The following is a 21,292-nucleotide window of genomic DNA, read 5'->3' as shown; positions in this document are numbered from 1 at the left end:
GACCCAGCGAACCGCCGTATGCGAGGCCCGCACGTACGGTGGTGTGAGAGGAGGGGCGGGAAACCCGCCCCTCCTACTCGATTTTGTAAGCTGGGGATAGCGCCCGGCCCCGGCAACGCACACTTTCACCATCGAGGGGATCGAATGACGAGCGTCGACATATCGCAGCTGCGTGTCCCGGATGCGCTCTCGGGCGAGGACGCGGCGGACTTCCTCGCCGCCGTCGAGGTCTCCCGGCAGGTCCGGGTCAGCACGTGGGGCAACGACGACCTGGCGTACACGGCCGAGGAGCTGCTCTCCATTTGCCACGACCCCTACGAGTGGTATGTGACGCTGGTGGCCCGCCTTGGCGGGACGATCGTGGGCCGCGCCGGTATCGCCATGCCGCTGGACGAGAACACCCACCTGGCGCATGTGACCCTGGACGTGCTGCCGTCCGCACAGGGCCATGGGATCGGGCGGAACCTCCTCGAGGCGGCCGAAACGTTCGCCAAGGGGGAGAATCGCAAGGTCGTGGTCGTGGAGACCAACCATCCGGCGGCGACGCTGTCCGCCGGCCCGGGCGAAACGCTGCGGGCGGCCAACGGTTCCGGCGAATTGTCCACCGGCAGCCGTGAGGCGATGTTCGCCCACCTGGCCGGGTACACCCTTGAACAAGTCCAGCAGTTCGGCGCCTGCCGGCTCCCGCTGGCGCCGGAGCATGCGGCGGCGTTGACGGCCGCGGCCCGGGCCGCGCACGGCGGCGCCTACCGGGTGCACCAGTGGGTGGACAAGTGCCCGGACCGGTGGGTCGATGATCTCCTGGGCCTGGAGGCCGAGCTGCTGCCGGACGGTGGGGATCCCGGCGAGGCGTTGATGACCGCCGAGCAGCTGCGCGCCGCGGAGGACCTCGCCCTGGGGAACGGGCGCCACACCCTGGTGACGGCGGCGGAGCACGTGGAGACCGGCAAGCTTGTGGGCCTGACGACGATTTCGGTGCTGGGCCGGCGTGCCGAGGTCGTGTTCCAGGATGACACGCTCGTGTTGCCTCAGCACCGGCGCCGCGAGGTGGGCCTGCTCATCAAGATCGCCAACCTGGCCCTCCTGGATCGCGAATTCCCGCAGGCCCGGACCGTCTACGTCTGGAACGCCACGGACAACGCGCACCTGCTGGAGGTCAATGAACGCCTGGGGTACGTCGTGGCCGGAATGACCGGCCAGTGGCAAAAGGACTTGGAGAACCACTGACCGGATCGGGGACCGGATTTGGCGGGGCGGGTGCCGTCCCGTAGACTGGCAGGACCAAAGACCGTCGGTCAATGGCTTCACACCCCCAACGCCAGTGGTGCAGCATGTGCCGCACGGCGGTGGAACCGGGTCGGAAGGCATTCGAAAGTCCCTTTCAAGGGCGGCCAACGCAGGTGGACCAGAGCTTGGTCGCAGGATCGGCCGGCTGGCGTCAAGCGCCGCCGCAGGACTGCTGCCGTACGCCTCGTGCATCTGCGCGGGGCGTTTTTGTTGTGTCCAGGTGTGGCCTTGCGGCCGCTGCGGGCGGGACAGGAAGCGACCGACACTATTTCCCGGAAGGAGTGTTATGGCAACGCCGAACAAGGTGGCAGCCGTGGCTGAGATCACCACTGATTTCAAAGAGTCCACCGCCGCAGTCCTAACCGAATACCGTGGGCTCACCGTTGCACAGCTCAAGGAGCTGCGTGTTTCCCTCGGCCTGGACACCAAGTTCTCGGTCGTCAAGAACACCCTGACTGCCATTGCGGCCAAGGAAGCCGGTGTTGACGCATTCGAGGGTCAGCTTGCCGGCCCGACCGCAATCGCGTTCATCAAGGGTGACGCTATTGCGGCAGCCAAGAGCCTGACGGATTTCGCCAAGACGAACAAGCAGCTGGTCATCAAGACCGGTCTGTTCGAAGGCAAGGCCCTGGACGCGGCGGGTGTCGCGGCACTGGCTGCCCTCGAGTCGCGTGAATTCCAGCTGGCCCGCGTGGCCGGCGTCCTCAAGGCTCCGATGGCCGCGGCTGCCCGCACCATCGAAGCGCTGCGCCTGAAGCTTGCCGAAGGCGCCCCGGCCGAGGCGGCCCCCGCCGCCGAGGAAGCCCCGGCTGCCGAAGCTGCTGCCGAGGAAGCCCCGGCCGCCGAAGCCGAGACCACCGAGGCCTAGGCCCACCCAGGGCACGCGCCCTGGACCCACCCCGGACTCCATCAGGACCCCGGAAAACAGACCCGGCCACCCACGGCCACTGAAGAAAAGAAGGAGCGCCACTCATGGCCAAGCTCACGAACGACGAGCTCATCGAAGCTTTCAAGGAACTGACCATCATCGAGCTCTCCGAGTTCGTCAAGCAGTTCGAAGAGGTCTTCGAAGTCACCGCTGCCGCCGTTGCCGTTGCCGGCCCGGCCGCCGGTGCCGCTGCCGAGGCCGAGGAAGAGAAGACCGAATTCGACGTCGTCCTCGAAGCCGCCGGTGACAAGAAGATCGCCGTCATCAAGGAAGTCCGCGCCCTGACCTCGCTGGGCCTGAAGGAAGCCAAGGACTTGGTCGACAGCGCCCCGAAGGCCATCCTCGAAGGTGCTGCCAAGGACGTCGCCGAGAAGGCCAAGGAGGCCCTCGAGGCCGCCGGCGCCACGGTTACCCTCAAGTAACACTCGCGCGTTTTACAAGGGACCCCGCACCGTTTGGTGCGGGGTCCCTTCGCGCTGCCGGTGGTCGAGCTTGTCGAGACCCGGCGCGAGACCCGGCGACGGCCCGGCATTTTTCCGGCGGCTATCCGGCCCGTCGGCCGCGGGCGGCCTTGGGGGCCTCCTTTACGCCGCCTACGAAAAATGCCGGCTCCGTCGCCACCGGTTGCTACGCCACGGGCCCGGAAATGTCCGCCACGGTGGCGCCGAACGCCTCGATGAGCGCATCGGCGGCAACGAACAGGCTGTAACCGTGCTCGCCGGCGCCCATGGCGACCCGCTGCCCGACGATCGCCTCGTCCGCGAACACGGGCCACGCCGTCGTGCTCCCCAGCGGCGTGATCGTGCCACGCTCGTAGCCGGTCGCCGCGAGGGCGACGTCGGCCGCCGGCATGGACAGCTTGTTCACGCCGACGACGGCCCGCAGCTTCGGCCACGAGATGGCCCGGTCGCCGGGGATCAGGGCGAACAGGAAGCTGTCGTCGCTGCGCTTGACCACCAGCGACTTGACGATGTCCGCCGGATCGATGCCCATGATCGCCGCGGCCTCGGGCAATGACCTGGCGGCCTGCCGGGCCAGGAACTCGACCGCCAGGCCGCGCGCGGCCGCATCGGCACGCACCCGTTCCCGGCCGCCGGCCGGCGCGCCGGGAACGGGTGCGTGGGACGTCACTCGGCGTCCCGGTACAGCAGCAGCGCCTCGCCCTGTCCGCCGCCGCCACACAACGACACGGCCGCCCGGCCGCCGCCCCGGCGGGCCAGCTCATGCGCGGCGTGGACGGCCAGGCGCGCGCCGGAGGCACCGATCGGGTGGCCCAGCGCGATGGCGCCGCCGTGGATGTTGCACTTCTCCAGCGGGTAGTCCAGATCGCGCAGCGACTGCACGGCCACCGACCCGAAGGCCTCGTTGATCTCGATGAAGTCCAGGTCGTCCGTCGTCCAGCCGGCCCGCTTCAGGGCCGCGTTGATGGCGTTCGACGGCTGCGAGTGCAGCGAATTGTCCGGTCCTGCCACCTGCCCCGGCGCGCCCACGACGGCCAGCCACGCGAGCCCGTGCGCCTCCGCATACCCGCGGCTGGCCAGCACCAGCGCGCTGGCGCCGTCGGAGAGCGGCGACGAGTTTCCGGCCGTGATGGCCCCGTCGGCGGTGAATGCCGGGCGCAGCGGGGCCAGGCTCTCCACGGTGGTCTGCGGACGGACACCCTCATCCTTCGCCAGCAGCAGCGGCTCTCCCTTGCGCTGCGGCACCGAGAGGGACACGATCTCGGCATCGAACACGCCGGATTCCATGGCCGCCGCGGCCCGCTGGTGCGAGGCGGCCGCCACCTCGTCCTGGGCGGCGCGGTCGATGCCCAGGCGGATGTTGCCGCGCTCGGTCGACAGGCCCATCGATTCGCCGTCGAACGCGTCGGTCAGCCCGTCGTGGGCGGCGATGTCGAGGGCCTGGATGGCGCCGTAGGTCCAGCCCTGGCGGGAGCCGGGCAGCACGTGCGGGGCGCGGGACATGGATTCCTGGCCGCCGGCGACGACGACGCGCGCGTCACCGCTGCGGATCATGCGGGCCGCGTCGATCACGGCGGTCAGCCCGGACAGGCACACCTTGTTGATGGTCACGGTGGGCACGTCCCAGCCGATGCCGGCGCCGATGGCGCTCTGCCGGGCCGGGTTCTGGCCCTGGCCGGCCTGCAGCACGTGGCCCATGATCACATGGTCGACGTCGGCCGCGTCAACGCCGGAGCGCGCAAGCGCGCCGGCGATCGCCCTGGCGCCGAGTTCGACGGCGGTGAAGCCCGCCAATTGCCCGTTCAGCCGGCCCTGCGGGGTGCGCGCCCCGGCAAGGATGACCACATCGTCGGGCCGTCCAGCCTCTTGTCCGCTCTGTTCAGTCACTGGGGTGCTCCTTATACGTCGCATGTCCTGGCCGGCTCGCCGTCGAACCGCCCGCGTTGTCGAATCTACCCGCTGGGGGAGTTCGTGCCGAAATGGTCCGGGCGCGAATGTCCGTGACCGGCATCACCTTAGTACAACACCGGCCGGGGTGCCGAAATTCCGGCCCGATTCCGGCCGGCAAGGCGCCTCCGATATCCATACTTGCGCAATCGGCCGACGTGGGGTAGACACGCGCCCGCTTTTCCCTGTAGTGTAGATCTTTGCGTATCCCTGTGACGTCCCAGCCTTCATATAGCGGTGGGCACAGCCGAACGGCCTCGTGGCCGGCTTCGGGGTCCGGGCGAGGGGAGCGCAAGTACACGCCTGCAGGTCTGTGGAAGGATCCCTCTTGGTCGCCTCGAGCACCTCTAATGTAACCAGCGCCAATTCAAACAGTGCTATAACCGCTATTGACTCAAACAGCACCGATGGTGCGAAGAGTCGCCTCTCATTCGCCAAGATTCACGAGCCGCTCGACGTGCCGAATCTGCTGGCCCTGCAGACCGAGAGCTTTGACTGGCTCGTCGGCAACGCGCGCTGGCAGGAGCGGATGCACAAGGCCGTTGAGGCCGGCGACGACAGCGTCGCGGTCACGTCCGGACTGTCGGACATCTTCGAGGAGATCTCCCCCATCGAGGACTTCCAGGGCACCATGTCCCTGTCGTTCTCCGAGCCGGAGTTCGCCGACCCCAAGTACACCGTCGCCGAGTGCAAGGACCGCGACGCCACGTACGCGGCGCCGCTGTACGTCAAGGCCGAATTCATGAACAACAACACGGGCGAGATCAAGCAGCAGACCGTGTTCATGGGCGACTTCCCGCTGATGACGGACAAGGGCACCTTCGTGATCAACGGCACCGAGCGTGTCGTGGTCTCCCAGCTGGTCCGTTCGCCGGGCGCCTACTTCGAGCGTGCCGCCGACAAGACCAGTGACAAGGAGATCTTCACCGCGAAGATCATCCCGTCCCGCGGCGCCTGGTTCGAGCTGGAAATCGACAAGCGCGACCAGGTCGGCGTCCGCCTGGACCGCAAGCGCAAGCAGTCCGTGACCGTCCTGCTCAAGGCCCTCGGCTGGACCGAAGGCCAGATCCTGGAGGAGTTCGGCGAGTACGACTCGATCCGCGCCACCCTGGAGAAGGACGCCACCACCGGCCGCGACGACGCGCTGCTGGACATCTACCGCAAGCTGCGCCCGGGCGAGCCGCCGACGGTGGACGCCGCCGACGCGCTGCTGCAGAACCTGTACTTCAACGCCAAGCGCTATGACCTGGCCAAGGTCGGCCGGTACAAGATCAACCGCAAGCTCGGCATCGACAAGCCGCTGGGCGATCCGGACGCCTCGGTGCTCAGCGTCGAGGACATCGTCGCCATGATCAAGTACCTCGTCGCGCTGCACGCCGGCGAGAAGACGGTCAAGGGCAACCGCGAGGGCGCCGAGGTCGACCTGCGCGTGGATGTCGATGATATCGACCACTTCGGCAACCGCCGCATCCGCGCCGTGGGCGAGCTCATCGAGAACCAGGTCCGCACCGGCCTGTCCCGGATGGAGCGCGTCGTGCGTGAGCGCATGACCACGCAGGACGTCGAGGCCATCACGCCGCAGACGCTGATCAACATCCGCCCCGTCGTGGCCGCGATCAAGGAGTTCTTCGGAACGTCCCAGCTCTCGCAGTTCATGGACCAGAACAACCCGCTGGCCGGGCTGACGCACAAGCGCCGCCTGTCCGCGCTGGGCCCTGGCGGCCTGTCCCGCGACCGTGCCGGCATGGAAGTCCGTGACGTGCACCCGTCCCACTACGGCCGCATGTGCCCCATCGAAACCCCTGAAGGCCCGAACATCGGCCTCATCGGGTCGCTGGCGTCCTACGGCCGGATCAACCCGTTCGGCTTCATCGAGACGCCGTACCGCAAGGTCGTCGACGGTGTTGTCACCGACGACGTGCATTACCTGACGGCCGACGACGAGGTCGAGGTCGTGATCGCCCAGGCGAACGCGCCGCTGGATGCGAACAACAAGTTCATCGAGGAAACCGTCCTGGTCCGCCAGCGCGGCGGCGGCGGCGAGCCGGTGCTGATCCCGGCCGACGAGGTCGAGTACATGGACGTGTCCCCGCGCCAGATGGTGTCCGTGGCCACGGCCCTGATCCCGTTCCTCGAGCACGACGACGCCAACCGCGCCCTCATGGGCGCGAACATGCAGCGCCAGGCCGTGCCGCTGGTCCAGTCCGAGGCCCCGTTCGTGGGCACCGGCATGGAGCGCTACGCCGCCGTCGACGCCGGCGACGTCGTCATCGCCAAGAAGGCCGGCGTCGTCTCCGAGGTCTCCGCCGACCTGGTCGTCATGCTCAACGACGACGGCACCGAGACCGCCTACCCGATCGCGAAGTACCAGCGCTCGAACCAGGGCAACTCCTACAACCAGCGCGTGCTGGCCGCGGAGGGGCAGCGTCTGGAAGTCGGCGGCATCATCGCCGACGGCCCGGCCACCGACAAGGGCGAGCTGGCCCTGGGCAAGAACCTGCTGGTCGCGTTCATGTCGTGGGAAGGCCACAACTACGAAGACGCCATCATCCTCTCGCAGCGCATCGTTGCCGAGGACGTGCTCTCCTCCATCCACATCGAGGAGCACGAGATCGACGCCCGCGACACCAAGCTCGGCGCCGAGGAGATCACCCGGGACATCCCGAACGTCTCCGAGGAGATCCTGGCCGGCCTGGACGAGCGCGGCATCATCCACATCGGTGCCGAGGTCGAGGCCGGGGACATCCTGGTCGGCAAGGTCACCCCGAAGGGCGAGACCGAACTGACCCCGGAGGAGCGCCTGCTGCGCGCCATCTTCGGCGAGAAGTCCCGCGAGGTGCGCGACACGTCCCTGAAGGTGCCGCACGGCGAGTCCGGCACGGTCATCGGCGTGCGCGTGTTCGACCGCGACAGTGACGACGAGCTGCCCCCGGGCGTGAACCAGCTGGTCCGCGTGTACGTGGCGAACAAGCGCAAGATCACCGACGGCGACAAGCTCGCCGGCCGGCACGGCAACAAGGGTGTCATCTCCAAGATCTTGCCCGTCGAGGACATGCCGTTCCTGGCCGACGGCACCCCCGTCGACATCGTCCTGAACCCGCTCGGCGTGCCGGGCCGCATGAACGTCGGCCAGGTGCTCGAAACGCACCTCGGCTGGGTCGCGAAGACCGGCTGGAAGATCGAGGGCGAACCGGAGTGGGTCAAAAACCTGCCGAACCTGCCGCGCGAGACCGGCCAGACGAAGGTCGCCACCCCGGTGTTCGACGGCGCCCGCGAGGAGGAGATCTCCGGCCTGCTGGACTCGACGAACGTCACCCGTGACGGGGACCGCCTGATCGACTCCTCCGGCAAGACCCGCCTGTTTGACGGCCGCTCCGGCGAGCCGTTCCCGGACCCGGTCTCGGTCGGCTACATGTACATCCTGAAGCTGCACCACCTGGTCGACGACAAGATCCACGCACGCTCCACCGGGCCGTACTCGATGATCACCCAGCAGCCGCTGGGCGGCAAGGCCCAGTTCGGTGGCCAGCGCTTCGGTGAAATGGAAGTGTGGGCCCTGGAGGCCTACGGCGCGGCCTACACGCTGCAGGAACTGCTCACCATCAAGTCCGATGACATCCACGGCCGCGTGAAGGTGTACGAGGCCATCGTCAAGGGTGAGAACATCCCGGAGCCGGGCATCCCCGAGTCGTTCAAGGTGCTCATCAAGGAAATGCAGTCGCTGTGCCTGAACGTGGAGGTGCTGTCCACCGACGGCACCACGATCGAGATGCGTGACTCGGATGAAGAAGTCTTCCGGGCTGCGGAGGAGCTGGGCATCGACCTCTCGAGGGCCGAACCCAACTCCGTCGAGGAAGTGTAGCGAACCTCGCCGGTCGAGCTTGTCGAGACCAGCCACCCGGGGTTTCGACAAGCTCAACCAGCGGTTCTCCTCTTCGACACCGCGCACGACCCAGCAGACTTTAGAGAATTAGAGAGAACAGGACCCATATGTCCAGCGAATCCTCCTTCGGCAACATGCAGATCGGCCTGGCCACCGCGGACAGCATCCGCGAGTGGTCCCACGGCGAGGTCAAGAAGCCGGAAACCATCAACTACCGCACCCTCAAGCCCGAGAAGGACGGCCTCTTCTGCGAGAAGATCTTCGGCCCGTCCCGCGACTGGGAATGCTACTGCGGCAAGTACAAGCGTGTCCGTTTCAAGGGCATCATCTGTGAACGCTGCGGTGTTGAGGTCACCCGTGCCAAGGTGCGCCGCGAGCGCATGGGGCACATCGAACTCGCCGCCCCGGTCACCCACATCTGGTACTTCAAGGGCGTCCCGTCGCGCCTTGGCTACCTGCTCGACCTCGCCCCGAAGGACCTCGAGAAGGTCATCTACTTCGCCGCGTACATGATCACCAGCGTCGACGACGAGGCCCGCCACGCCGAGATGCCGAACCTCCAGACCGAGCATGACCTGGAGAAGAAGCGCATGGTCGACACCCGTGACGCCGACATCGCCGCGGTGGCCAGGGACCTTGAAGAGGAACTGGCCCGGTTGGAGGGCGAGGGCGCCAAGGCGCCCGAGAAGAAGAAGGCCCGTGACTCGGCCGACCGCCAGATGGCCAACGTGCGCAAGCGCGCGGACGCCGACATCGACCGGCTCGAGCAGGTCTGGGACCGCTTCAAGAACCTCAAGGTCGCCGACCTGGAGGGTGACGAGGCGCTGTACCGCGAACTGCGTGACCGCTACGGCATGTTCTTCGAGGGCTCCATGGGTGCCGAGGCGATCAAGAAGCGCCTCGAAACCTTCGACATGGAGGGTGAGGCCGGGATCCTGCGCGACATCATCCAGAATGGCAAGGGGCAGCGCAAGACGCGTGCCCTGAAGCGCCTGAAGGTCGTCAACGCGTTCCTGACCACGGACAACAGCCCGCTGGGCATGGTCCTGGACGCCGTCCCGGTCATCCCGCCGGAACTGCGCCCCATGGTCCAGCTCGACGGCGGCCGTTTCGCCACCTCCGACCTGAACGACCTGTACCGCCGCGTGATCAACCGCAACAACCGGCTCAAGCGCCTGCTTGACCTGGGCGCCCCGGAGATCATCGTCAACAACGAAAAGCGCATGCTGCAGGAAGCCGTCGACTCGCTGTTCGACAACGGCCGCCGCGGCCGTCCGGTCACCGGGCCGGGCAACCGCCCGCTGAAGTCGCTCTCCGACATGCTCAAGGGCAAGCAGGGCCGGTTCCGCCAGAACCTGCTCGGCAAGCGCGTCGACTACTCGGGCCGTTCGGTCATCGTCGTGGGCCCGCAGCTGAAGCTGCACCAGTGCGGCCTGCCAAAGCAGATGGCGCTGGAGCTGTTCAAGCCCTTCGTGATGAAGCGCCTGGTTGACCTCAACCACGCCCAGAACATCAAGAGCGCCAAGCGGATGGTGGAGCGTTTCCGCCCGCAGGTGTGGGATGTGCTCGAAGAGATCATCACCGAACACCCCGTCATGCTGAACCGTGCACCAACCCTGCACCGCCTCGGCATCCAGGCGTTCGAGCCGCAACTCGTCGAGGGCAAGGCCATCCAGCTGCACCCGCTCGTCTGTGGCGCGTTCAACGCCGACTTCGACGGCGACCAGATGGCCGTGCACCTGCCGTTGAGCCCGGAGGCCCAGGCCGAGGCCCGCATCCTGATGCTGTCCTCGAACAACATCCTGAAGCCCTCGGACGGCCGCCCGGTCACCCTGCCCTCGCAGGACATGATCATCGGCCTGTACCACCTGACCACCAAGCGCGCCGGTGCGGCGGGCGAGGGCCGGGTGTTCTCGACCCCCGCCGAGGCGATCATGGCGCACGACGCCGGTGAACTGCACCTGAACTCCCAGGTGAGGATCCGCCTGACGGACTTCGTGCCGAACGCCGGGTGGGAAGCGCCGGAGGGCTGGGAAGCCGGCCAGCCGGCGATCGTGGCCACGTCGCTGGGCCAGGTTCTCTTCAACGACACCCTGCCCGCCGACTACCCGTGGGTCGAGGAGGTTGCCGACAAGGGCCAGCTGTCCCGCATCGTCAACGACCTGGCCGAGCGCTACCCGAAGCACATCGTCGCCGCGACCCTGGACAACCTGAAGGACGCCGGCTTCTACTGGGCGACCCGCTCGGGCATCACCGTCGCCATCTCCGACATCGAGGTGCCGGCCTCCAAGCCGGCCATCCTGGAGGGCTACGAGGCCAAGGCCGCCAAGGTGCAGTCGCAGTTCGACAAGGGCCTGATCGCCGACGACGAGCGCCGCCAGGAGCTCATCGACATCTGGAACCAGGCGACGAACGAGATCGCCGACGCCATGCGCGAGTCGCTGGCGACGTCGAACACGATCAACCGCATGGTGTCCTCCGGCGCCCGAGGCAACTGGATGCAGGTCCGCCAGATCGCCGGCATCCGCGGCCTCGTGGCCAACCCGAAGGGTGAGATCATCCCGCGCCCGATCAAGTCCTCCTACCGTGAGGGCCTGTCGGTGCTGGAGTACTTCATCGCCACGCACGGCGCCCGCAAGGGCCTGGCCGACACCGCCCTGCGTACCGCCAACTCGGGTTACCTGACCCGACGCCTGGTGGACGTCTCGCAGGACGTGATCGTTCGCGAGGACGACTGCGGCACCGAGCGCGGCCTGACCCTGCCGATCGCCGTCGTCGATTCGATGGGTGAGCTGCAGTTGCACGAAGAGGTCGAGAACTCGGTCTACGCCCGCACCCTGGCCACCGAGGTCAGGGACGCGGACGGCAACGTGCTGGCCGAGGCCGGCGCCGACGTCGGCGACGTGCTGATCGCGAAGCTGTTCGCGGCCGGCATCACCGAGGTCAAGGTCCGCTCCGTGCTGACCTGCGAGTCCACGGTGGGCACCTGCGCGCTGTGCTACGGCCGTTCGCTGGCCACGGGCAAGCTCGTGGACATCGGCGAGGCCGTCGGCATCATCGCCGCCCAGTCGATCGGTGAGCCCGGCACGCAGCTGACCATGCGCACGTTCCACACCGGCGGTGCCGTCTCGGCCAGCCGCGGCGAGGACATCACGCAGGGTCTGCCGCGTATCCAGGAACTCTTCGAGGCCCGCACGCCCAAGGGTGTCGCGCCGATCGCGGAAGCGGCCGGCCGGATCACGGTGGAGGAGAGCGAACGCTCGCTGCGCCTGGTCCTGACCCCGGACGACGGCACCGAGGAGATCGCGTACCCGGTGCTGCGCCGTGCCCGCCTGCTGGTTACCGACGGCGACCGCGTCGAGGTCGGCCAGAAGCTGGTTGTCGGCGCCGTGGACCCGAAGCAGGTGCTGCGCATCCTGGGCCCCCGTGCCGCGCAGAAGCACCTCGTGGAGGAAGTCCAGGGCGTGTACCGCAGCCAGGGCGTAGGCATCCACGACAAGCACGTGGAGGTCATCGTCCGCCAGATGCTGCGCCGCGTGACGGTCATCGAGTCCGGCGACTCCAACCTGCTCCCCGGCGAGCTGGCCGAGCGCGGCCGCTTCGAGTCGGAGAACCGGCGTGTCGTGTCCGAGGGCAGGAAGCCGGCCTCCGGCCGCAACGAGCTCATGGGCATCACGAAGGCGTCCCTCGCGACCGATTCGTGGCTGTCGGCCGCGTCCTTCCAGGAGACCACCCGCGTCCTGACGCAGGCGGCCATGGAGGGCAAGTCCGACCCGCTGCTGGGGTTGAAGGAAAACGTCATCATCGGCAAGCTGATCCCGGCCGGTACCGGGCTGCCGCGCTACACCAGTGTCGCGGTGGAGCCGACCGAGGAGGCCAAGGCCAACCTGTTCACCGGGCCGAGCGCGTTCAGCGACTTCGACTACGTGGGCGGCAACGCCGAGCTGGGCACCGAGTTCCGCGCCATCCCGCTGGATGACTACGACCTCGGGAACAACTTCAGCAACTGATCCATCGGTGATCGAGCCCATCGGTGATCGAGCCTGTCGAGATCTCGACAGGCTCGATCACCGGGGACGACGACGGCCCGTCACCTTCCACCCGGAAGGTGACGGGCCGTCGTCGTCCCCTCACCCCGTGCCGGGGCTCAGGGTTCAGCTGACGGGGCTCAGCTGGTGGACCTCACGGTCCAAAAGTCATTGGCCAGCTGGGTGCTGAGCAGGTACGCGTACGGCATGGTGGCGTAGCCGGCCAGCCCCCAGTTCGTGCCCCAGGAGTTGCGGATCGTGAAACGCTGGCTGGCGTCGTCGTAGCCCACCGCCACCACGCAGTGCCCGCCGAGCACGCCCTCGCCCGAGGCGGGCATGGGCACCACCCCGGTGGCGGCCACGGCGGGGCTTTCGAAGCTCTGGTAGACGGTGAATCCAAACACGATCGGATAGCCGGAGGCCAGGCAGCCCTTCAGCTGGCTGAGGGTTTGGCTGACGCGCGAATAGACAATGGCCCGCCGTCCGGCGGCTGCGGAATAGCACTCCGGTGGCGGCTTGACCGCGAATTGGGTGATGTCGTACGGCCACAGCGTCTCATCACACGCGCCCGTGCCGGCCACCGTCTTGATGCCGTCGCGGATCTGCGCCCCGGAGTCGGATCCGACGGTGCCCTCGATGACCCGCTCGTTGTAATAGATGAAGAGGCGCGACGGCGTGGACGAGTCCGCCAGCTTCTCCTTGAGTGCATCAAATTGCAGCACCCCGGCGACCCCGTTGCCCGTGCAGGAGCCCAGCTGTCCCTGGTCGTAGACCGGCGGGCACAGGGGGGTGAGGTCGATTGACGGCGGAAGGGCCGCTGCCACGGCGGGCGGCGCGGCGTAGTGGTAATCGCGCTGGTCCGGCAAGTCGGGGACCCAGCCGTAGCGGGGATCGGTGCGTGTCATGACGTTGAACCCTCCTTCCGCAAGCTGCCGTCCGATGGGACGCGAGACAGCATGCGATAGTCCGAGCCTCCCCCGCGCCGGCGGCGGCGTCAAGATGCCCGGCGTCGCCGGCGTCTACAGGTAGCCCCCCGCCTTCCAGGCATCCCAGTTCCATTCCGACAGGAACCGCTGCCCGCTGCCCAGCCCCGTGTTGAACAGTGTCTCCTTGTCCGTGGAGCTCAGATGGAAGTCGGTGGCGCGGTAGGCGGAGGTGTCGACGAAGATGGTGCGCGAGGCGGAGCGCGGGTCGTTGACGTAGACGCGGTCGTGGGCGCCCATCATGGTACTCAGCAGCGACTTGGCCAGTTCGACGTTTGTATTGTCCGGGTGCCAGTCCTCGGAGCGGATGGTGGACTGGCCGGACAGTTTCACACCCAGGGTCGGCCAGCGCGCCGGCCGGTCGTCGGTGCGGTCGAAGATGGACATGGGGAAGTTGGAGAGCATGCCGCCGTCGGTGCAGATGATGTGGTCGTGCCCGGCCACGTCCGTGTTGGCGGGCATCTTCCACGGCCGGAAGAAGAACGGGATCGACGCGGACGCCCGGATGGCATCGGCCACGGGCATCTCATCGGGGTCCAGGCCCAGCAGCGGCTCGTAGTCCCACGGGAGGCGGAGCATGAGCCCACGGGAGACGTCGGAGACGATCACGACGAGCTTGTAGCGCTGTTCCGGGGGGAGGGCGCTGCCGGGGTCCGTGTCCTTCAGGTCCGCCCAGGTGTGGACCCCGCGGGATGCCAGCACCCCGCTGATCCAGTCGTGCAGGAACCCGCCGGCGTACAGGCCCTCGTGCAGGAGCAGCCCGGAGGCCTGCCCGACGCCGGGGACGTGCGCCATGAACCCCTGCTCGTCCTCGAACCGGGTGAAGTCGAGCGTGTCCATGACGTCCTTGACCTCCGCGACGCTCATGCCGGCGGCAATCAGCCCGGCCACGATGGCACCCGCGGAGGTGCCCGCGACCCGGTGGAATGTGTACGGGTCATCGTGGGTGGCCAGCGCCGTGACGGCGCCCACCAGCCCGGAGCCCTTGACCCCGCCGCCCTCGAGGACCAAATCCGCATCCGCCATGACACACCCGCATTCAATCGCGCCGCTCCGCTGTGCCGCCCAATGAGCGACACCGCACGCCGGCTGCCGTGCGGCATGGAGTATCTTGAGGATGCGCGCGCCGGAGCCACCCGTCAAGGGTTGTGCCCGGGCCATGCTAGAATTGGTGGTAATTGTTAGTGTGGCAGTGGATGAGAGTGCCTGCGGGTCGCCGGGAAACCGGGGAGTCCGGGCGCGGTTCCGGGTTGTAGGGTTCATGTACAACGAATGCCACATTTTCGCATGCCTAGGCGCTGGTTAGTCGCGTATGTATGCGACTACCAGTAAGCGGCTTCCCGGCGAGGACGCCCACCCTCGATGCCAGGCATTGACGGCGGGTGGACCGTGCCGGGTGGCTACAAGAGTCATCTGACGAAAACATACGGAGAACACGAAAGTGCCTACGATTCAGCAGCTGGTCCGCAAGGGCCGCTCACCCAAGGTCTCCAAGACCAAGGCTCCCGCACTGAAGGGCAGCCCGATGAAACGCGGCGTTTGCACGCGCGTCTACACCACCACCCCGAAGAAGCCGAACTCGGCGCTGCGCAAGGTCGCCCGCGTGCGCCTGAACGGCGGCGTCGAAGTGACCGCCTACATCCCCGGCGTCGGCCACAACCTCCAGGAGCACTCGATTGTGCTCGTGCGTGGCGGCCGTGTGAAGGACCTTCCCGGTGTCCGCTACAAGATCGTCCGTGGCGCCCTCGATACGCAGGGTGTGAAGAACCGCAAGCAGGCCCGCAGCCGCTACGGCGCGAAGATGGAGAAGAAGTAATATGCCTCGCAAGGGTCCGGCCCCCAAGCGGCCGCTCGTTGTCGATCCCGTCTACGGCTCCCCGTTGGTCACCCAGCTGATCAACAAGGTCCTCGTCGACGGCAAGAAGTCCACCGCGGAGCGCATCGTCTACGGTGCGCTGGCCGGCACGCAGGAGAAGACCGGCACCGATCCGGTCGCCACCTTGAAGAAGGCCATGGACAACATCAGGCCCAGCCTGGAGGTGAAGTCCCGCCGCGTCGGTGGCGCCACCTACCAGGTCCCGGTCGAGGTCAAGCCCGGTCGCGCCACGGCGCTCGCGCTGCGCTGGCTGGTCGGCTACTCGAAGGCCCGCCGCGAGAAGACGATGACCGAGCGTCTTCGCAACGAAATCCTGGATGCCTCCAACGGCCTTGGTGCCGCTGTCAAGCGCCGGGAAGACACCCACAAGATGGCTGATTCCAACAAGGCCTTCGCCCACTACCGCTGGTAGCAGAGACTGCCGGCACCTTGGCGGGCAACCCCCGCCAAGGTGCCGACGCTCTCTTGGAGAACCTGGAAATTTAGGGAGTAACCGTGGCACAGGACGTGCTTACCGACCTCAACAAGGTCCGCAATATCGGCATCATGGCCCACATTGATGCCGGCAAGACCACCACTACGGAACGCATCCTGTTTTACACGGGTGTGAACCACAAGCTCGGCGAAACGCACGATGGCGCCTCGACGACCGACTGGATGGAACAGGAAAAGGAACGCGGCATCACCATCACGAGCGCCGCCGTGACCTGTTTCTGGAACAAGAACCAGATCAACATCATCGACACCCCCGGCCACGTGGACTTCACGGTTGAGGTTGAGCGCTCCCTGCGTGTGCTCGATGGCGCCGTTGCCGTCTTCGACGGCAAGGAGGGCGTGGAGCCGCAGTCGGAGACCGTCTGGCGCCAGGCCGACAAGTACAACGTCCCGCGCATCTGCTTCGTCAACAAGATGGACAAGCTGGGCGCCGACTTCTACTTCACGGTCGACACCATCGTCAACCGCCTGGGCGCGCGCCCGCTGGTCATGCAGCTGCCGATCGGTGCCGAGAGCGACTTCGTCGGCGTCGTCGACCTGCTGAGCATGAAGGCGTTCGTCTGGGCCGGCGACTCCAAGGGTGACGTCACCATGGGCGCCAACTACGAGGTCCAGGACATCCCCGCGGACCTGCAGGCCAAGGCCGAGGAATACCGCCACACCCTGGTCGAGGCGGTCGCCGAAGCTTCCGAGGAACTCATGGAGAAGTACCTCGAGGGCGAAGAGCTGACCATTGACGAGCTGAAGGCGGGCATCCGCAAGATGACCGTCAACTCGGAGCTCTACCCGGTGTTCTGTGGTTCCGCGTTCAAGAACCGCGGTGTCCAGCCGATGCTCGACGCCGTCATCGACTACCTGCCGTCGCCGCTGGATGTCGAGGCCATGATCGGCCACGACCCCAAGGACGAGTCCATTGAACTGAAGCGCAAGCCGTCCGAGGACGAGCCGTTCTCGGCCCTGGCGTTCAAGATCGCCACGCACCCGTTCTTCGGGCAGTTGAACTTCATCCGCGTCTACTCCGGCAAGGCATCCTCCGGGACGCAGCTGCTGAACTCGACGAAGCAGAAGAAGGAGCGCATCGGAAAGCTCTTCCAGATGCACGCCAACAAGGAGATGCCGGTCGACGAGATCCACGCCGGTCACATCTACGCCGTCATCGGGCTGAAGGACACCACCACCGGTGACACCCTGTGCGATCCGGCCAACCCGATCGTGCTGGAATCCATGACGTTCCCCGAGCCGGTGATCTTCGTGGCCATCGAGCCGAAGACCAAGGGTGACCAGGAGAAGCTGTCCACGGCCATCCAGAAGCTCTCCGCCGAGGACCCGACGTTCACCGTCAACCTCAACGAGGACACCGGCCAGACCGAGATCGGCGGCATGGGCGAGCTCCACCTGGACATCCTGGTGGACCGCATGCGCCGCGAATTCAACGTCGAGGCCAACGTCGGCAAGCCGCAGGTGGCCTACCGCGAAACCATCAAGCGCAAGGTCGAGAAGCTCGACTACACGCACAAGAAGCAGACCGGCGGCTCCGGCCAGTTCGCAAAGATCCAGATTGCCCTCGAGCCGCTGGACACCGCGGAGGGTGCGCTGTACGAGTTCGAGAACAAGGTCACCGGTGGCCGTGTCCCGCGCGAGTACATCCCCAGCGTCGACCAGGGCATCCAGTCGGCTCTCGCCGACGGCGTCCTGGCCGGCTACCCGGTTGTCGGCATCAAGGCGACGCTGCTCGACGGCGCCTCCCACGACGTCGACTCTTCCGAAATGGCCTTCAAGATCGCCGGTCGCATGGCGTTCAAGGAAGCCGCGCGAAAGGCCAACCCGGTCCTGCTCGAGCCGATGATGGAGGTTGAAGTCCGCACCCCCGAGGAGTACATGGGTGAGGTCATCGGCGACATCAACTCCCGCCGCGGCCAGATGCAGTCGATGGAGGATGCCAGCGGTGTGAAGGTCATTCGCGCCCTGGTGCCGTTGTCGGGCATGTTCGGCTACATCGGCGACCTGCGGTCCAAGACCCAGGGCCGCGCCGTGTACTCGATGCAGTTCAACAGCTACGCGGAAGTTCCGAAGGCCGTCGCCGACGAGATCATCCAGAAGGCCCGCGGCGAGTAACCGCACCTTGGACCGCGTGGTGTGCCGGCAGCACGCCGGCACACCACGCGGACTACCAGCAATTTAGTAAATATCAAAAGCCCCCAGTAGACTTGCTACGGTTTCGGTGACGAAAAGCGTCGTCGAAGTAAGTCTTCTGAAAAAGTTCTAGGAGGAACCCGTGGCGAAGGCAAAGTTCGAGCGGACTAAGCCGCACGTTAACATCGGCACCATCGGTCACGTTGACCATGGCAAGACCACGTTGACGGCTGCCATTTCCAAGGTGCTGTACGACAAGTTCCCGGATCTGAACGAGAAGCGCGACTTCGCGTCCATCGACTCCGCACCGGAAGAGCGTCAGCGCGGCATCACCATCAACATCTCCCACGTCGAGTACCAGACGGAGAAGCGCCACTACGCGCACGTTGATGCCCCCGGTCACGCCGACTACATCAAGAACATGATCACCGGTGCCGCCCAGATGGATGGTGCCATCCTCGTGGTCGCCGCCACCGACGGCCCGATGGCCCAGACCCGCGAGCACGTCCTGCTCGCCCGCCAGGTGGGCGTGCCCTACCTGCTGGTCGCGCTGAACAAGTCCGACATGGTCGACGACGAGGAACTGCTCGACCTGGTCGAGATGGAGGTTCGCGAACTGCTCTCCTCGCAGGGCTTCGACGGCGACAACGCCCCGGTCATTCGCGTCTCCGGCCTGAAGGCCCTGGAAGGCGACCCGGTGTGGGTCAAGGCCGTTGAGGACCTGATGGAAGCCGTCGACGAGAACGTGCCGGACCCGGTTCGTGACCGTGACAAGCCGTTCCTGATGCCGGTTGAAGATGTCTTCACCATCACCGGCCGCGGCACCGTCGTGACGGGCCGCGCCGAGCGTGGCACGCTGGCCATCAACTCCGAGGTCGAGATCGTCGGCATCCGCCCGGTCCAGAAGACCACGGTCACCGGCATCGAAATGTTCCATAAGCAGCTCGACGAGGCCTGGGCCGGCGAGAACTGTGGCCTGCTGCTGCGCGGCATCAAGCGTGAAGACGTGGAGCGTGGCCAAGTTGTCGTGAAGCCGGGCTCCATCACCCCGCACACGAACTTCGAGGCCAACGTCTACATCCTGTCCAAGGACGAAGGCGGCCGCCACAACCCGTTCTACTCGAACTACCGCCCGCAGTTCTACTTCCGCACCACGGACGTTACCGGCGTCATCACCCTGCCCGAGGGCACGGAAATGGTCATGCCCGGCGACAACACCGAAATGTCGGTCGAGCTCATCCAGCCGATCGCCATGGAAGAGGGCCTCGGCTTCGCCATCCGTGAGGGTGGCCGCACCGTTGGCTCGGGCCGCGTCACCAAGATCACCAAGTAGCATTCCCGGTTGATCATCCGAAAAGCCCCCGGCTCCGGCCGGGGGCTTTTTCGCGTGCCCGCCCCTCGCCGTCATCGGACGCCTTTGACCCGCCCAACGGCAAGGGCGCCGGCCAGCGCGGTCAGCCCGGAGGCCACGAACAGCCACGTGAACCCGCCGGTCGCCTGCACCAGCAGTGCACCGAGCATGGGCGCGATCGCCTGCGGCACGGTCAGGGCGATGTTCATGATGCCCAGGTCCTTCCCGCGCGACAACTGGTCGGGTAGCACCTGGGTGGCCAGTGCCTGGTCGACGGACAGGAAGCAGCCGTAGCCCAGGCCCAGCCTGTCGGAGCGCCTGCCCAGCCACAGCGAGGCGACGATGACGAGCACCATGTAGACGAGCGTGAGCAGGATCAGCGAGTCCTCGGCGGACGCCACGTGCAGGCCGAACTCGAGGAAGTACAGCAGCAAGCCGGTGCCCAACGCGTTGCCCAGGTTGACCAGCACGCGGCTGAGCAGCGTCCAGCCGAAGTCCGGGTGACGGCGCGGGCTGATCCACAACCCGTCGACCAGGGAGCGGAACGAGCGCCGCGGCAGGAGCCGGCGGGGGAGCACCTGGTCCGGGATGAGCAGCAGGAACGGCAGCCCCAGCAGGACGAGCAGCCCGGCCATCAGCGCGTAGCCGGCGAAGGTGCCCAGCCCCAGCGCCGTGACCAGCACGATGCCGGCGATGATGCCGATGGCCTGTGGCGCCGAGATCCAACCGGAGACGTAGCCGCGCTGGTTGACCGGGACCTGGTCGGAGATTGCCGTCGTCAATGCCGCCGTCAACACGCAGAAGAACGTGCTCGCCGCCACCCAGCACACGCCCACCCCCGGCAGCGTCGACTGCACGCCGAGGACCAGCAGTGAAGCGGCGAATCCGAGCGTGCCGACGGCGATCCACGGCCGGCGCCGGCCCCAGCGGGACGTCGTGCGGTCGGACAGGGCGCCGGTCAGCGGATAGGCGACGAGCGCGAACGCCCCGGCGATGCCGGAGATGTAACCGAAGCCGACGACGTTGCGCACCCAGTCGGTCGTGGCCAGCAGCGACTCGATCTGCACCGGCAACAGCAGCTGGACGGGGGTGAGCTGGGCGATCCAGACGCCGAACCAGCTCAACGCGAAGAACGTGATCCAGCGTCCGCCGACGCGGACGGTCGGGACGGCCGCGATGCCGGCGGCAGGCGATGCGGAGGTGACGTTTCTCACAGCACACAGCATCTCACGCGCGCCGGACGCGCTTCGGTGGCCGGGGGCCGCCTCCGCAGTTGGCATCGGTCGTCAATATCCGGCATACTAGGTGAGTTGTTCAAGCGCTTTTTCGCGTCCCGGCCGAGATAATGCTCGGCGCCAGGGTCCAAGTTGAAGCCCAAACATGACCCACCCTCGCAAATTCCGCGGGTACGTGCGCGAATCACTCGCGACACGCCCGACCGCGGGGGTCGGAGCTTCGGCGGATTGAGGAACCCGGAAATGTCCGGATTCAGTTCGTTGGGAGAGTGGCCGCAAGGGCCACGTGGAACAGGTAAGTAAACAGTGTTTACGTCAACAGCGCCGCTGCTTCTAGGGCGCTTCGTTACAGGAAAGAGAGTCACGACGCCATGGCGGGACAAAAAATCCGCATCCGGCTGAAGTCATATGACCACGAGGTCATTGATGTTTCGGCTCGGAAGATCGTTGAGACGGTCACGCGCGCAGGCGCTACGGTAGTCGGCCCGGTGCCGCTGCCCACCGAGAAGAACGTTTACTGTGTCATTCGTTCTCCGCACAAGTACAAGGACAGCCGCGAGCACTTCGAAATGCGCACGCACAAGCGTCTGATCGACATCATCGACCCCACGCCGAAGGCTGTTGACTCGCTCATGCGTCTCGACCTGCCGGCCGACGTGAACATCGAAATCAAGTTGTAAGGGAG

The 21,292-nt window shown here is 66.6% G+C and carries 15 protein-coding genes; 10 read left to right on the top strand and 5 right to left on the bottom strand.

From position 1 onward, the window contains the following. Window positions 1-144 precede the first annotated feature (144 nt). From EJC77_RS04275 to rplL, 3 genes are all read left to right on the top strand, one after another. A complete protein-coding gene (locus tag EJC77_RS04275) occupies window positions 145-1,227 on the top strand; it encodes a GNAT family N-acetyltransferase (RefSeq protein ID WP_125610333.1) in 1,083 nt (360 codons plus the stop codon). Between the two features lie 346 nt (window positions 1,228-1,573). Continuing rightward, window positions 1,574-2,155 (top strand): 50S ribosomal protein L10, encoded by a 582-nt coding sequence (gene rplJ / locus EJC77_RS04270; RefSeq protein ID WP_125610332.1) that lies wholly within the window; start codon window positions 1,574-1,576, stop codon window positions 2,153-2,155. Window positions 2,156-2,259: 104 nt separating this feature from the next. Continuing rightward, a complete protein-coding gene (gene rplL / locus EJC77_RS04265; RefSeq protein WP_125610331.1) occupies window positions 2,260-2,637 on the top strand; it encodes a 50S ribosomal protein L7/L12 in 378 nt (125 codons plus the stop codon). Between the two features lie 205 nt (window positions 2,638-2,842). Here the strand turns inward: rplL and EJC77_RS04260 are convergent, their stop codons facing one another. Together EJC77_RS04260 and EJC77_RS04255 are read right to left on the bottom strand one after the other, a co-directional pair. After that, window positions 2,843-3,346 (bottom strand): aminoacyl-tRNA deacylase, encoded by a 504-nt coding sequence (locus EJC77_RS04260; protein ID WP_125610330.1) that lies wholly within the window; start codon window positions 3,344-3,346, stop codon window positions 2,843-2,845. Then, window positions 3,343-4,563 carry an acetyl-CoA C-acetyltransferase gene (locus EJC77_RS04255; protein ID WP_240629749.1) on the bottom strand — a complete coding sequence of 407 codons (1,221 nt, stop codon included), beginning with the start codon at window positions 4,561-4,563 and terminating at the stop codon, window positions 3,343-3,345. Before EJC77_RS04255 ends, EJC77_RS04260 begins: the two co-directional genes overlap by 4 nt. Window positions 4,564-4,951: 388 nt before the next feature. Between EJC77_RS04255 and rpoB the strand changes: the two genes are divergently transcribed. Together rpoB and EJC77_RS04245 are read left to right on the top strand one after the other, a co-directional pair. Continuing rightward, complete coding sequence (rpoB, locus tag EJC77_RS04250) at window positions 4,952-8,485, top strand: DNA-directed RNA polymerase subunit beta (protein WP_125610328.1); 3,534 nt, start codon at window positions 4,952-4,954, stop codon at window positions 8,483-8,485. A 128-nt stretch (window positions 8,486-8,613) separates the two neighbouring features. Then, entirely contained in the window at window positions 8,614-12,516 is a 3,903-nt protein-coding gene (locus EJC77_RS04245) for a DNA-directed RNA polymerase subunit beta' (RefSeq protein WP_125610327.1), read from the top strand. A gap of 158 nt (window positions 12,517-12,674) precedes the next feature. Here EJC77_RS04245 and EJC77_RS04240 read toward each other — a convergent pair whose 3' ends face one another. Then, complete coding sequence (locus EJC77_RS04240) at window positions 12,675-13,439, bottom strand: C1 family peptidase (protein WP_125610326.1); 765 nt, start codon at window positions 13,437-13,439, stop codon at window positions 12,675-12,677. Window positions 13,440-13,553: 114 nt separating this feature from the next. Then, the gene (locus tag EJC77_RS04235; RefSeq protein ID WP_164520312.1) at window positions 13,554-14,543 is read right to left on the bottom strand and encodes a patatin-like phospholipase family protein; all 990 of its coding nucleotides are present in this window, start codon (window positions 14,541-14,543) and stop codon (window positions 13,554-13,556) included. A gap of 415 nt (window positions 14,544-14,958) precedes the next feature. Between EJC77_RS04235 and rpsL the strand changes: the two genes are divergently transcribed. The 4 genes from rpsL (at window position 14,959) to tuf (ending at window position 19,354) form a co-directional block, all read left to right on the top strand. After that, complete coding sequence (rpsL, locus tag EJC77_RS04230) at window positions 14,959-15,333, top strand: 30S ribosomal protein S12 (protein ID WP_125610324.1); 375 nt, start codon at window positions 14,959-14,961, stop codon at window positions 15,331-15,333. A gap of 1 nt (window position 15,334) precedes the next feature. Continuing rightward, the gene (gene rpsG, locus EJC77_RS04225) at window positions 15,335-15,805 is read left to right on the top strand and encodes a 30S ribosomal protein S7 (RefSeq protein ID WP_125610323.1); all 471 of its coding nucleotides are present in this window, start codon (window positions 15,335-15,337) and stop codon (window positions 15,803-15,805) included. 83 nt (window positions 15,806-15,888) lie between these two features. Then, on the top strand, window positions 15,889-18,003 hold the full coding sequence (gene fusA, locus EJC77_RS04220) for an elongation factor G (protein ID WP_125610322.1): 2,115 nt from the start codon (window positions 15,889-15,891) through the stop codon (window positions 18,001-18,003). Between the two features lie 160 nt (window positions 18,004-18,163). Further along, the gene (gene tuf, locus EJC77_RS04215) at window positions 18,164-19,354 is read left to right on the top strand and encodes an elongation factor Tu (RefSeq protein ID WP_125610321.1); all 1,191 of its coding nucleotides are present in this window, start codon (window positions 18,164-18,166) and stop codon (window positions 19,352-19,354) included. Window positions 19,355-19,425: 71 nt separating this feature from the next. Here tuf and EJC77_RS04210 read toward each other — a convergent pair whose 3' ends face one another. Further along, complete coding sequence (locus tag EJC77_RS04210) at window positions 19,426-20,586, bottom strand: MFS transporter (RefSeq protein ID WP_240629747.1); 1,161 nt, start codon at window positions 20,584-20,586, stop codon at window positions 19,426-19,428. 392 nt (window positions 20,587-20,978) lie between these two features. Between EJC77_RS04210 and rpsJ the strand changes: the two genes are divergently transcribed. After that, window positions 20,979-21,287, top strand: coding sequence for a 30S ribosomal protein S10 (gene rpsJ / locus EJC77_RS04205; RefSeq protein WP_003803825.1), 309 nt, complete (start codon window positions 20,979-20,981; stop codon window positions 21,285-21,287). The last annotated feature ends 5 nt before the right edge of the window (window positions 21,288-21,292 follow it).

It is taken from the genome of Specibacter cremeus, assembly GCF_003946885.1.
In the GTDB taxonomy this organism is placed as follows: Bacteria; Actinomycetota; Actinomycetes; order Actinomycetales; family Micrococcaceae; genus Specibacter; species Specibacter cremeus.
Note: the sequence above shows the minus strand (reverse complement) of the source record. Positions and strands in the feature narration are given on the sequence as shown.